Source organism: Devosia sp. ZB163 (genome assembly GCF_028613635.1).
Taxonomy (GTDB): Bacteria; Pseudomonadota; Alphaproteobacteria; order Rhizobiales; family Devosiaceae; genus Devosia_A.
On sequence record NZ_JAQRMY010000001.1, the window covers coordinates 482,108 to 494,469 of the forward strand.

The 12,362-nt window shown below is 67.6% G+C and carries 11 protein-coding genes; 6 read left to right on the forward strand and 5 right to left on the reverse strand.

Features of this window, described 5'->3' with window-relative positions; translation table 11 throughout:
• Positions 1–132: 132 nt before the first annotated feature.
• The 4 genes from PRN20_RS02365 to PRN20_RS02380 all read right to left on the reverse strand — a co-directional run bounded on the left by PRN20_RS02365 (position 133) and on the right by PRN20_RS02380 (position 5,833).
• Complete coding sequence (locus tag PRN20_RS02365) at positions 133–1,761, reverse strand: glycoside hydrolase family 43 protein (protein WP_273955446.1); 1,629 nt, start codon at positions 1,759–1,761, stop codon at positions 133–135.
• A gap of 203 nt (positions 1,762–1,964) precedes the next feature.
• Positions 1,965–3,272 carry a xylose isomerase gene (xylA, locus tag PRN20_RS02370; protein ID WP_273955447.1) on the reverse strand — a complete coding sequence of 436 codons (1,308 nt, stop codon included), beginning with the start codon at positions 3,270–3,272 and terminating at the stop codon, positions 1,965–1,967.
• The gene (xylB, locus tag PRN20_RS02375) at positions 3,269–4,732 is read right to left on the reverse strand and encodes a xylulokinase (RefSeq protein WP_273955448.1); all 1,464 of its coding nucleotides are present in this window, start codon (positions 4,730–4,732) and stop codon (positions 3,269–3,271) included. Before xylB ends, xylA begins: the two co-directional genes overlap by 4 nt.
• 66 nt (positions 4,733–4,798) lie before the next feature.
• Positions 4,799–5,833: a LacI family DNA-binding transcriptional regulator gene (locus PRN20_RS02380; protein WP_273955449.1), complete on the reverse strand. Its 1,035-nt coding sequence runs from the start codon at positions 5,831–5,833 to the stop codon at positions 4,799–4,801.
• A 72-nt stretch (positions 5,834–5,905) separates the two neighbouring features.
• Here PRN20_RS02380 and PRN20_RS02385 point away from each other — a divergent pair, with 72 nt between their 5' ends.
• The 5 genes from PRN20_RS02385 (at position 5,906) to PRN20_RS02405 (ending at position 10,800) form a co-directional block, all read left to right on the forward strand.
• Positions 5,906–6,907 (forward strand): aldose epimerase family protein, encoded by a 1,002-nt coding sequence (locus PRN20_RS02385; protein ID WP_273955450.1) that lies wholly within the window; start codon positions 5,906–5,908, stop codon positions 6,905–6,907.
• Positions 6,907–7,440 carry a DUF1697 domain-containing protein gene (locus PRN20_RS02390; RefSeq protein WP_273955451.1) on the forward strand — a complete coding sequence of 178 codons (534 nt, stop codon included), beginning with the start codon at positions 6,907–6,909 and terminating at the stop codon, positions 7,438–7,440. Before PRN20_RS02385 ends, PRN20_RS02390 begins: the two co-directional genes overlap by 1 nt.
• Before the next feature lie 75 nt (positions 7,441–7,515).
• Positions 7,516–8,643: an epoxide hydrolase family protein gene (locus tag PRN20_RS02395; RefSeq protein WP_273955452.1), complete on the forward strand. Its 1,128-nt coding sequence runs from the start codon at positions 7,516–7,518 to the stop codon at positions 8,641–8,643.
• 112 nt (positions 8,644–8,755) lie between these two features.
• Complete coding sequence (locus tag PRN20_RS02400) at positions 8,756–9,469, forward strand: helix-turn-helix transcriptional regulator (RefSeq protein ID WP_273955453.1); 714 nt, start codon at positions 8,756–8,758, stop codon at positions 9,467–9,469.
• Positions 9,470–9,570: 101 nt separating this feature from the next.
• Entirely contained in the window at positions 9,571–10,800 is a 1,230-nt protein-coding gene (locus tag PRN20_RS02405; RefSeq protein ID WP_273955454.1) for an epoxide hydrolase family protein, read from the forward strand.
• 36 nt (positions 10,801–10,836) lie between these two features.
• Here PRN20_RS02405 and PRN20_RS02410 read toward each other — a convergent pair whose 3' ends face one another.
• Positions 10,837–11,292 (reverse strand): COG4315 family predicted lipoprotein, encoded by a 456-nt coding sequence (locus PRN20_RS02410; protein WP_273955455.1) that lies wholly within the window; start codon positions 11,290–11,292, stop codon positions 10,837–10,839.
• Between the two features lie 112 nt (positions 11,293–11,404).
• Between PRN20_RS02410 and PRN20_RS02415 the strand changes: the two genes are divergently transcribed.
• Positions 11,405–12,319: a phosphotriesterase family protein gene (locus PRN20_RS02415; protein WP_273955456.1), complete on the forward strand. Its 915-nt coding sequence runs from the start codon at positions 11,405–11,407 to the stop codon at positions 12,317–12,319.
• Positions 12,320–12,362: the final 43 nt, after the last annotated feature.

The following is a 12,362-nucleotide window of genomic DNA, read 5'->3' on the forward strand; positions in this document are numbered from 1 at the left end:
GGAACATCATGACCGAGGTGAGGGCCGCGACCAGGACGATGGCAGCGCTCACCAATAGTGGCCAATGGCTGCCTGACGGAAAGAGGCCCGGGGCTGGCGTGGCCCCGAGCACTTCCCCCGGCATCGCGGCGATCAGTAGCGGTCGGTCGCGTCGCGCACCGGGCGGTAGACGAAGTCGGTGAACACCGCCTCCTTGCCCGTGCCGTTGAGGTCGGAGCAGGCCATGCCGACGAAGGCGCCGGTGAAGCTGCCATGCTCGGCATGGCCGCCGCATTCATCCGAGAGCAGCGAGGCATCGAGCACCGGGCCGGCCGGCTGCCAGTTGCCGCCTGCTGCGGTATCGCCGGCGGCGTAGAAGAACTGCAGCTTCGGCCCGCGGATCTCGAGCTTCAGCCGCACCGGACCATCCTGCGGCAGCGGGATGGGATCGGCGGGGAACGTCAGGTTCCCATCGGGGTGCGAGGCCATCGAGCTCATGATGAGCAGCTCGCGCTTGCCGTCCGAATGGGCCGTGACCGTCACGTAGTGGAAGTTGTAGCGGCTGTAGTAGCCCGTGAGGCCCGCGAACTGGCGCTCGTCGACGGGGGAGAAATCGACCGTCACTTCGGCATCGTAGCTGAAGTGGGTCTGGCGGCGTGCGACGAGCGCCTGCTCGAACCAGCTGCCGATCGACTCGCGGCCGATCAGCGTCAGCTTGTTGTCACCGACCCTGAAGATGCGCTCGGTCTCGGGCGTGCGCAGCCACTGGAAGTCCTGGTGGAGCGTGTCGAAGCGGTAGCGCTGCTCGGCCCAGTAGGGGGCGTCGTCGCGCGTGCCGGGCACCTCGACCTCGATCGATGGGACCGGCCCGTCCTTGACCCACAGCCAGTCGTCATTGCCCCAGTAGGCTTCCTGGATGCCGGTCTCGCGGCCCAGCACGCAGCGGCGCTTCTGGGTGGTGGGGCGGCCCATCAGGTGGACGAGGAAGGTCTTGCCGTCAGGCGTCTCGACGATGTCGCCATGCCCGGCGCGCTGCACCTCGTTGAGCGGCGCGTCCTTGGCGGTGAGCACGTGCTTGATCGGGTGGGTCTCGTAGGGCCCCTCGATATTGCGCGAGCGGGCGAAGGTCACCGCGTGGTCGTAGCCGGTGCCGCCTTCGGCGGTCAGCAGGTAGTACCAGGGGCGGCCGTCCTTGCCGTTGCGCTTGTAGAGGTGCGGGCCCTCGACGAGCTTGAGCTCGGTGCCCTGGTAGATGTTCCTGACCGGGCCGACGAGCTTTCGCTGGCTGTGATCGTATTCCTGCAGCGCAATGCCGGCGAAGCGCAGCGGGCGGGCGCGATGGTCCCACAGCATGTTGACGAACCACTTCCTGCCGTCGTCGTCATGGAACAGCGAGGGATCGAAGCCCGACGAGTTCATGTAGACCGGGTCGGACCACGGACCTTCGATCGAGGGCGCGGTGACGAGGTAGTTGTGCGCGTCCTTGAAGTTGCCGTCCTTGCGCTTGACGTCGGTGTAGATCAGCCAGAACTGCTCGCCGTCATGGGTGAGGCACGGGGCCCAGATCCCGCAGCTGTCGGGGTCGCCGCGCATGTCGAGCTGGCTCTTGCGGGTGAGCGGGCGCGCGACCAGCTCCCAGTTGGCGAGGTCCTTCGAGTGATGGATCTGCACGCCCGGGTACCACTCGAAGGTGGAGGTGGCGATGTAGTAGTCGTCGCCGACACGCAGGATCGAGGGATCCGGGTTGAAGCCGGGGAGTATGGGATTGCGGATGGTGGGCATGTAACACTCAGCTAGCAGTCGGGATGCCTTCTCCCCTTGTGGGAGAAGGTGGCGCGAAGCGCCGGATGAGGGGTCGGCAGACGGCAGTCTGCGCGACCGGAGCGAAGCGACGGGCGACGAGTTGGCGGACAGAACCCCTCATCCGCCCTTCGGGCACCTTCTCCCACAAGGGGAGAAGGCGATCGCCGAAGCTGCGGAGGTCATCAAACGAACCGGTTGACCAGGTTTTCGAGGTATTCCTGCTGGCCGGATTTCGGTTGCGGGTTGATGTTCTCGGCTTCCACCCACTGGGCGATCTGCTCGAGGGTGCGTTCGCCCTTCAGCATGGCGGCCGCGCCTTTCTCGTTCCAGCCGGCGTAGCGCGCGTCCTGGGCCTTGTCGAAGGTGCCGTCCTCGATCATTGCCGCCGCGCCCTTGAGGCCGCGGGCGAGGACGTCGAGTCCGCCGATATGGCCGTAGAGCAGGTCGGCCGGATCGATCGACTGGCGGCGCACCTTGGCGTCGAAGTTGAAGCCGCCCTTGCCGAGGCCGCCGGCCTTGAGGATCTGGTAGAAGGCCAGCGCCATCTCGCCCGGATTGTTGGGGAACTGGTCGGTGTCCCAGCCCGATTGCAGGTCGTTGCGGTTGGCATCGACCGAGCCGAGGATGCCCAGCCCGCCGGCAACCGCCAGTTCATGCTCGAACGAGTGGCCGGCGAGGAAGGCATGGCCGACCTCGATATTGACCTTCACGTCCTTCTCGAGGCCGTAGGTCTTCAAGAACCCATAGACCGTCGCGACGTCGTAGTCGTACTGGTGCTTGGTCGGCTCCTGCGGCTTGGGTTCGATCAAGAGCTGGCCCTGAAAGCCGATCTTCTTCGCATGGTCGATGACCAGCGACAGGAAGCGCGCCGCCTGGTCCTGCTCCTGCTTGATGCGGGTGTTGAGCAGCGTTTCGTAGCCCTCGCGGCCGCCCCAGAGCACATAGTTGGCACCACCAAGCTCATGGGTGATCTCGAGCATCTCCTTCACCTGCCCGGCGGCATAGGCGAAGACATAGGGGTCAGGGTTGGTGGCGGCGCCCGCCATGTAGCGGCGGTTGGAAAAGAGGTTTGCCGTGCCCCAGAGCAGCCGGGTGCGCGAACTCTGCATCTTCTTGGCGAAGATGTCGGTGATGGTGCGCAGGTTCTTGTTGCTCTCCTTGAGGCTCGCACCCTCCGGCGCGACGTCGGCATCGTGGAAGCAGAAGAAAGGCGCGTCGAGCAGGTCGAACAGTTCGAAGGCGACATCCGCCTTGAGCTTGGCGCCTTCAAGGCCCTTGTCGTACCAGGGGCGATCGAAGGTACGGCCACCGAACGGGTCGCCGCCCTCCCAGGCGAACGTGTGCCAGTAGGCGACCGCAGGGCGGATGTGATCCTCCATCCGCTTGCCCAGGACGAGTTCATCCTTGTTGTAGAACCGATAAGCGAGCGGGTTGGCGCTTTGCGGGCCCTCGAACTTGACGGGGCTGAAACCCTTGAAGAAGTCAGTCACCGGCGTGCCTCCTCGATGGCGGGATAGAGCGCGCGATAGCGCTCGTACTGGCGGGAATAGGCGTCGGCGAGCGACGCATCGGGCGTGATGACCCGCCTGATGGCGGGGTTCTGCATGATTTCGGTGGGGTCGGCTCCTTCGGCGGCACAGAGGCCGAGCCGGGCAACGCCGAGCGCGCCGCCGAAATCCCCCTCGTCGGTGATGGCGATCTCGGTATCGAGATTGGTGGCGATCAGCTTGAGCCAGAGCTCGGACTTCGAGCCGCCGCCCACGGCGATCAGCCGGCCGAGATCAGTGCCGGCATCGTTGAGCACGCGCTTGCAGTCGCGGAAGGCGAAGGCGACGCCCTCCATCACGGCCTGCGCCAGCTTCGCGGTGTCCGTCGAGTGGCTGAGGCCGACGAAGCTGCCGCGCGCGCCGGCATTGTTGTGCGGCGTGCGCTCCCCGCTGAGATAGGGGAGGAAGATTTCCTCGCCCGGTCCCTCGAACTGCGCCTCCGCCGCGCCGGCGAGCTTGGCCGGGTCCTGCCCGGTGATCCTGGCCAGCCAGTTGAGGCTGTCTGTCGCCGAGAGGATCACGCCCATCTGGTGCCAGGTCCTGGGCACGGCATGGCAGAAGGCGTGGACGGCGCCCCTGGTGTTGGGCCGGAAGCGGTCATTGGAGACGAACAGCACGCCGGATGTGCCGAGCGACACGAAGCCCTCGCCCGGCTGGATCGCGCCGATGCCGCAGGCCGCCGCGGCGTTGTCGCCCGCGCCGCCCGCGACGATCACCTCGCCCGACATGCCCCAGCGATCGACGAACTCGCGCTTCAGTGCGGCCGAAGGCGCCGAGCCCTCGACGAGGCGCGGCATGTGCGAGCGGTCGAGGCCGGTGACCCTGAGCAGGTCGTCCGACCAATCACGCCTCGCGACGTCGAGCCACAGCGTGCCCGCGGCATCCGACATCTCCTCGACATGCTCGCCGGTCAGCAGCAGCCGGACATAGGCCTTGGGCAGCAGCACCTTGGCGATCTTTGCATAGATCTCGGGCTCGTGCTTGCGAACCCAGGCGATCTTGGGCGCCGTGAAGCCGGGCATGGCGATGTTGCCGGCGATGTCGCGCAGCGAGGGAAGCGCGGCTTCCATTTCGGTGCACTCCGCCGCCGAGCGGCCGTCGTTCCAGAGAATGCAGGGACGGAGGACCTGGTCGTTCTTGTCGAGGAGGGTCGCGCCGTGCATGTGACCGGAGAGGCCAATACCCCGCACCGCCGCCATCTCCGCGGGGTGCGCCCGCGCCAGCTTGTCGGCGGCTTCGAGCGTTGCGTTCCACCAGTCCGCCGGGTTCTGCTCCGACCATCCGGGGTGGGGACGGACCGGCTCGACGGCCTTCGCCGTGGCCTCGCCGATCGGCTTGCCGTCGCGATCGAGGAGCAGCGCCTTGACGCCGGAGGTGCCGATATCGATGCCGAGATAGGTCATGAGGCACGTACCTCAAGACGCGACAAGCCAACCATCGGACAGTCCTCCCCGGGCGATCTGTTTTGATTAGCCCTTTGGCAGATTGTCGCGCAGATAGAGGCCGATTTCAATGGGGGCGAGGAGGCGCCCGTCGTCCTGCCCGAGCGCGAGGCTGCGTGCGATGGCAAGGGCCGCGGCGATCTCGCCATCCGGGTTCTGGTCGATCACCACGTCGATGGCCCCGCTCGCCAGCCCCTTGCGGGTGGCGGCGGTGAGCTCGTGGGCGACGACGCGGACCTTGCCTGCCTGGCCCGAGCTTTCGAGCGCCCGGATGAGCCCGTCATTGCCGGCGCCGAGGTTGTAGATGCCGGCGAGCGGACGGCTGAGCAGTTCGGCCGCCGCCGCCTCGGTGCGCGCGTCGTCGTCGAAGCCTTCGAAGGGGCCGACGATCTCGTGCCCGGCGAATTCCGACTTCAGCACCGCCTCGAAACCCTCGCGCCGCTGGTGGTGGTCGGCGAGGCTGAGCGAGCCGGCGATGATCCCGATCGGCCCGGGCCGGACGAACCGCCCCAGCAGCGACGCCGCGGTGCGGCCCGCCGCGTGATTGTCGATGCCGACGAAATGCCGCCGGGCCGAGCCCGGCAGGTCGGACACCAGCGTCACCACGGCGATGCCGCGGCGGTGGGCCTGGTCGATGGCGCGCCGCACCACGTCATCTTCGGTGGCGACGACGACGGCGCAGTCGCAGGACTTGGGATCGAGCGCGCCGAGCGCTGTCGCCAGCGCGGCCGGATCGAAGGCGTGGACGCGCTGCGTGTCGATCCGCAGGCGTTCGCCCTTGCTCTGGCTGGCGCGCCGCTCGATCGCATCGATCAGCCGCAGCATGAACTCATTGCGGTTGTCGGGGATGAGGAAGCTGACGCCGAGATCGCGGGCGCGCGCCAGCAGCGACGCGGAGAGGTCGCGGCGGAAATCGAGCGCCTTGATCGCCTCGGCCACCTTCTCGGCTGTCTCGCTGCGCACCCCCGGCCGGCCGTTGAGCACCCGGTCGACGGTAGCGAGCGACACGCCGGCCTCGCGGGCCACGTCATGCACCGTTGCGCGGCGTCTGGTTTCGTCCATCTTGCCTCCCCCGCTTTCGCTCTCAAACGAATGCGGCTATCAACCCGTCGCACAAAAGAGGAGTTTTCGGCAATGAGCGTCGCGGTGGAAGCGTTCGGCAGCTTCGAGGGCAAGCGGGTCGATCAGTTCAAGCTCAAGAGCGACACGGGCGTCGAAGTCGACCTCATTTCCTGGGGCGTCACGGTGCGCGACTGGCGCGTTCCGGTCGCCGGCGGCCTCCGCTCGGTCGTCCTCGGTTTCGACCAGCTCGATTCCTATCCCACGGCCTCGCCCTATTTCGGCTCGCTCGCCGGGCGCGTCGCCAACCGCATCAAGGACGCGAGCTTCACCCTCGACGGCAAGACCTACAAGCTCGCGAGCAATTTCGTCACCCACACGCTGCATGGCGGGCCCGAAGGAATCGGCCGGCTGGTGTGGGACGGCGAGGCCGACAGCGCCAACAACGCCGTGAGCTTCACGCTCGATTCTCCCGATGGCGCGATGGGCTTTCCGGGCAATGTGAAGTTCACCGCCACCTACACGCTCACGGGGAACACCCTGCGGCTCGACATCGCCGCCAAGGCGGACCGGCGCACGCCGATCAACGTCGTGCAGCACCAGTATTTCAACCTCGGCACCGGCAAGGATGTGCTGGACCACACCTACAAGGTCAACGCCAGCGCCTATACCGAGCTCGGGGGCCCGCTGATCCCGACCGGCACCATCCTGCCGGTCGACGGCACCGTGTGGGACTTCCGCGCCGGCCGCACGATGCGCGACGCCGCCGGCAAGCCGATCGACTATGACGGCAATGTCGTCCTCGCCTCCGATCGCCGCTTCGAGGATCCGGTGGCCGTGGTCACCGGCCCCGACAAGGCCCTGACGCTGAAGCTCCGGACGGACCAGCCGGGCCTCCAGATCTACAATTCGGTGACCACCGATGCGTCGGCCGAAGGCAAGCATTTCGGCCACCATTGCGGCTTCTGCCTCGAGGACCAGGGCCTGCCGGATTCGGTGAACCACCCGCACTTCCCCTCGATCATCTATGGTCCCGACCGGGACTACAGCCACCGGGTCGATATCGAGATCGCCTGATGGCGGTCTGCGTCGCGCTGATCCGGGCGATCGGGCCGGTGACGCATGCCAAAATGAAGATGGCGGCGCTGCGCGATGCCTGCGCCGCCGCCGGGCTCGAGGACGTCTCGATCGTCGGCAATACCGGCAACGTCATCTTCCGCACCGGCCACACCCTCGCTGAGGCGCGGAAGATCGTGCAGGGCGCGGTGGACGGCTTCGGGCTCGGGCCGGCCAACGAGGTGTTCGTGCTGACGCCCACGGCCATGGCGGCGGTGGTGAGCGCCAACCCGTTCCCCGAGGTGGCGGCCGAGCGCCCGAGCGAGCTCGGCGTCTGCTCGTTCCACAAGGCGCCGGACTGGGCGCCGGTGCTCGACTGGGACGGGCCGGAGCTGGTGACAGCCGTGGGGGCGCACCTGGTCGTCGCCTACCCCAAGGGCGTCAGCACCAGCAAGCTCAACATCGAAAAGCGCCTCGGCGCCCGCATGACGCAGCGCAACTGGACGGTGTTTGCCGGCCTCGCCGAAAAGGCGGCGGCGCTGGCGAAGGCCTGACACACGGTACTGCTGACAGCATGTGGCAGCAGGCCTCGCGCATTGATCTCCGCGTACCCAACGTGGAGACGATCCTTGACCCCTTTCACCATCGCCATTGCCGACGCCGAGATCGCCGACCTCAGGAGCCGGCTGCAGCACGCCCGCTTCCCCGACGAGGTCGAGGATGCCGGCTGGGAGTACGGCACCAGCCTGCCGTTCCTGCGCCGCTTCGTCGCCTATTGGGGCAATGAGTTCGACTGGCGTGCCGCCGAGGTGCGGCTCAACCGCACCCCGCAGTTCACCGCCGAGATCGACGGCGAGACGGTGCATTTCGTCCACGCACGCGGCAAGGGCTCCAGCCCGGTCCCGTTGCTCCTTACCAACGGCTGGCCGAGCAATTTCGTCGAACTCTTGCCGCTGGTCGACCGGCTGACCGCCGAGACCGATGGCACCTCGTTCGACGTGATCATTCCCTCGCTGCCCGGCTACGGCTTCTCCGGCCGGCCCAGGCACAAGGGCATGAACCTGACCCGGACGGCGCAGCTCTGGGCCAAGCTGATGGACCGGCTCGACTACCCGCGCTTTCTCACCTCGGGTTCGGACCTCGGCACAGGCGCGATGATGAGCCTCGTGCGGCACCATCCCGAGCGGCTGCTCGGCGCACACTACTGCAACGTCTTCTCGGGTTATCCGAAGCCGGACGACCCGACGCCCGAGGAGGCCGAGTACTTCCAGAAGGTCGCCTATACCGGCTTTGTCGAGGGAGCCTACGCCCTGGTGCACGGCACCAAGCCGACGTCGCTGGCGGTGGGCCTCAACGATTCCCCGGCCGGGCTCGCCTCGTGGGTTCTCGAGAAATTCCACCGCTGGGGCGATACGGGCGGCGACATCGAGAGCGTCTTCCCGTTCGAGACGCTGGCGACGCTGCTGTCGGTCTACTGGTTCACCGAAACAATCGGCTCCTCGGTGCGGCTCTACAAGGAAGCCTTCGCCGATCACGAGGTCATGTCGCCGATGCCCAGGCACGACGTGCCGCAGGGCGTGCTGGTGCCGGCCGATGCCGACCTGCCGGCGCCGCGCGCCTGGGGCGAGCGGAACCTCCAGAACCTCATCCACTGGAACGAGACGCGCCAGGGCGGGCACTTCCCGGCACTCGAGGTCCCCGACGTGCTGGCGGGGGATATCCGGGCGTTCCAGCGCGAGGTCGCCGCGCGCGGCTAGCGCCGGTCATCCGGGGGTGGCCGTCGGCACGGCCGCCTCCCTCGCTGCAACCGCCCCTCGCATGGTGCAGCCGGCCGAACTTGGCTAGAACGAAGGCCCGGGAGATGATTGCTTGGACAAGACCGAACGCCTGTTTTCCGTCATGGATGCGCTCCGTCGTCACCGCCGCCCCGTCACGGCGGCGGCGTTGGCCGAGGAACAGGGCGTCTCCGTCCGCACGCTCTATCGCGACGTGCAGACGCTCATCGGGCTCGGCGCCCCCATCGATGGCGAGGCGGGAGTGGGCTACATGCTGAAACCCGGCTTCTTCCTGCCTCCGCTGATGTTCACCCCCGAGGAACTCGAAGCCCTCGTCCTCGGCGCGCGCTGGGTCCAGGCCCAGCCCGACGCCGGACTTGCCGGGGCCGCGCACAATGCGCTCGGCAAGATCGCCACCGCGTCGCCCGACGACCTGCGCGATCGCATCAAGGATACCGGCCTCTGGCCTGTCCTGATGCGCGGGCCGCTCGAGCCGACGCCCGTCCTCGGCCTCGTGCGCGAGGCCATGCGCAACGAGAAGGCCCTCCACATCGCCTATGCCGACGAGGGTGGTCGCGAGAGCGAGCGCGACATCTGGCCCGTGCAGCTCGCCTACTACGAAGGCAAGCAGATCGTCGTCGGCTGGTGCTGCCTGCGCGAAGCCTTCCGCAACTTCCGCACCGACCGTGTCGTCAGGGCCGAGGCGACCGAGAACCGCTACGGCCGCCGCCGCCTGCAGCTCGCCAAGGAATGGCGCGCCGAATGGGAGCGGCTGCACCCCGACTGGGCAACCGAGGCGGGATACTGAGGCCCCTGCCGGACACTCCTGCCACGCCCTGTCAGCAGGCCTGATGCACTCTCCTCCCAGACGCCGACGACAGTCGCCGGCGCTTTCAGAGGAGCCGCAGGATGACCGTTCTCGATCGCAGACAAGTCCTCGTTGCCGCCGCGGCGGCCGCCATCGCCCCGGTCCTGGCCGGCTCCGAAGCCATCGGAGAGAGCACCATGACCGCCGCCGTCACGCCGTTCAGGATCGACGTTTCCGACGAAGCCATCGCCGACCTCAAGGAGCGCCTCACCATGGCGCGCTGGCCGCACGCGACCACCACCGACTGGAGCCACGGACAGCCTGTCGCCTTTATCAGGGAACTGGCCGACCAGTGGCTCGGCAAGTTCGACTGGCGCGCCTGGGAGGCCCGGCTCAACGCCTACCCGCAGTTCACGACCAAGATCGACGGGCAGACGATCCATTTCCTCCACATCAGGTCGAAGGAGGCCAACGCCTTCCCGCTGATCCTCACCCATGGCTGGCCCTCGAGCGTGATCGAGTTCTTCGAGGTGATCGGGCCGCTCAGCGACCCGCGGGCGCACGGCCTCGACCCGAGTCTTGCCTTCGATCTCGTCATTCCCTCGCTCCCCGGCTACGGCTGGTCGACGCCGCTTGCCGCGCCCGGCTGGGACACCGCGAGGGTGGCGAGGACCTGGGACACGCTGATGAAGCGGCTGGGCTATGCGCGCTACGGCGCGCAGGGCGGCGATGTCGGCGCGCTGGTGGGTAAGGAGCTCGGCATCCTCAAACCCGAAGGGCTGGTCGGTGTGCACCTGCAGCAGATCTTCGCCTTCCCGACGGGCGCCGAAGGCGAGATGGAAAAGCTCACGCCCTTCGAGCAGGAGGGCTTTGCCAACCTCGACATGTTCACCAAGTACTCGGGCTACCAGGACATCCAGTCCAAGCGCCCGGGGACCCTCGCCTACGGGCTTGTCGATTCCCCCGTCGGGCAGCTCGCCTGGAACACCGAGCTGTTCTTCGGCTTCGAGGGCGAGGGGGTCCAGTTCGTCGATCGCGACCGCTACCTCGCGCATACCTCGATCTACTGGTTCACCGCCTCGGGCGGTTCGGCCGCCAGCATCTATCTCGAGGATGCCCGGTCGGGGTCAGGCTATCGCGAGGTGCGCAACGACACCCCGACCGGCGTCGCCGTGTTCCCGTGGGATTTCCGCTCGGTGCGCAGCTTTGCCGAGCGCGCCAACAACATTGTCCACTGGACCGAGATGCCCTCGGGCGGCCACTTCGCTGCAACCGACGCGCCGGACCTCCTGGTCGAGGATATCCGCAAGTTCTTCGGTGGGCTCATCTGAGCCCGTCCCGGGCGCGGCGGCCGATCCCCGCCGCGCTCAGTGCTTCGCCGGGCCGCCATTGGGGCTGACGAGATACCATTCCGCGCCGAAGTCCTTGAGGTCCTGCCCCTTGATGTCCCCCGGCGCGCTGTCTTCGCCGTAAAAGTACATGGGCCAGCCATTGTAGGTGAGCTGCTTGAGGCCGTCGGATCGGCTCATGGTCCCGAGCAGCGCGGCGTCCACCCCCTCGCCTCCCACCGGCTTGCCTTCGACGATCACCGCCGTCCACATGCCGATGCAATCGTCGACGCAGGCGCTGACGGCGCCGCTGCCGTCGCGCGCGCCCTTTGTGTCGGCCTCGAACAGGTACATGGCAGAACCGTTCCCGCCGACGAGATAGGCCCCCTCCTTGGCGTTGCGCATGACCCCGACCGGTTCGTCAGTCGATTGGGCCAGCACCGGCTGGGTCGAAAGGGCGAGCAGCAGGGTGAGTGACAGGGCACGGGCGTTCATGGCGGCATCCTCCAAACGCTCCGACAACGTCCGCGGACCCGCGGCGGTTTCAGGGGGGTTGCGTCGCGCACGCCATCGCACCAAGAATGCCCGGTCGCGAGGAGGGCGCCCCATGAAACTGCTTCACACTACGCTCGGGCCCAGGCGCGCCGACGAGCTCGGCATGATCCTGCCGCACGAGCACGTGTTCGTTGACCTCAGGACGCCGGACCAGCCCGGCTATGCCGAGGCGGACGCGGCCGACGTGGTGCGGCTGATGGTTCCCGAGATCGAGAAGATCAAGGCGCGCGGCATCACCGCGCTGGTCGAGTGCTCGACCGGCGGCGTCGGGCTGCGGGTCGACCTCGATCTCGCCGTCAGCCTCGCGACCGACTTCCCCATCGTCGTCCCTACCGGCAATTATCGCGAGCCCTGGATTCCGGACTGGGTTCGCGACGCGAGCGTCGATGAGCTCGAACAGAGCTTTTATCGCGACCTCGCCGAGGGCGTCGGCGATACGGGGGTCAAGGCAGCCTGGATCAAGATCTCCGCCGGCGACGACGGCATCACGCCGGTCGAGGAGAAAGTCCTGCGTGCCGCGGCCCGGGCTGCGAAGCGCACGGGCGCCGTGATAGGCAGCCACACGATCATGGGCCGGGTGGTGATGGACCAGCTCGACATCATCGAAGCCGAGGGCTATCGCGCCGACCGCTTCATCTCCATCCACACCCAGGCCGAGAAGGACTTCGGCCTCAACCTCGCGGTGGCCGAGCGCGGCGCCTGGATCGAGTACGACAATATCGGCTGGGTCGACGACGAGGAGTTGGCGCCGCTGATCGTCAAGGTGCTGGAGGCCGGCAGGGGCGACCAGCTGCTCCTCAGCCATGATCGCGGCTGGTACGATCCGGGCAAGCCCGGTGGCGGCGAGCCGCTGCCCTACACGCACCTGAGCGATGTGATGCTGCCGCTGCTGCGCGCGCGGGGTGTCGACGAGGCAGCCATCCGGCAGCTCACGGTGACCAACCCGTTCGAGGCATTCGCGCGCTGAAACAGCGGGTTGCGGGGGGCGGGTACTTGCCAGGGCGCGGCGG

What these genes read in the sequence shown, in the direction of transcription:
- PRN20_RS02390 (WP_273955451.1), top strand. Translation starts at nt 6,907, where the DNA reads ATGGCGGTCTGCGTCGCGCTGATCCGGGCGATCGGGCCGGTGACGCAT.
- PRN20_RS02385 (WP_273955450.1), top strand. Translation starts at nt 5,906, where the DNA reads ATGAGCGTCGCGGTGGAAGCGTTCGGCAGCTTCGAGGGCAAGCGGGTC.
- PRN20_RS02365 (WP_273955446.1), bottom strand. Translation starts at nt 1,761, where the DNA reads ATGCCCACCATCCGCAATCCCATACTCCCCGGCTTCAACCCGGATCCC.
- xylB (WP_273955448.1), bottom strand. Translation starts at nt 4,732, where the DNA reads ATGACCTATCTCGGCATCGATATCGGCACCTCCGGCGTCAAGGCGCTG.
- PRN20_RS02405 (WP_273955454.1), top strand. Translation starts at nt 9,571, where the DNA reads ATGACCGTTCTCGATCGCAGACAAGTCCTCGTTGCCGCCGCGGCGGCC.
- PRN20_RS02410 (WP_273955455.1), bottom strand. Translation starts at nt 11,292, where the DNA reads ATGAACGCCCGTGCCCTGTCACTCACCCTGCTGCTCGCCCTTTCGACC.
- PRN20_RS02415 (WP_273955456.1), top strand. Translation starts at nt 11,405, where the DNA reads ATGAAACTGCTTCACACTACGCTCGGGCCCAGGCGCGCCGACGAGCTC.
- PRN20_RS02380 (WP_273955449.1), bottom strand. Translation starts at nt 5,833, where the DNA reads ATGGACGAAACCAGACGCCGCGCAACGGTGCATGACGTGGCCCGCGAG.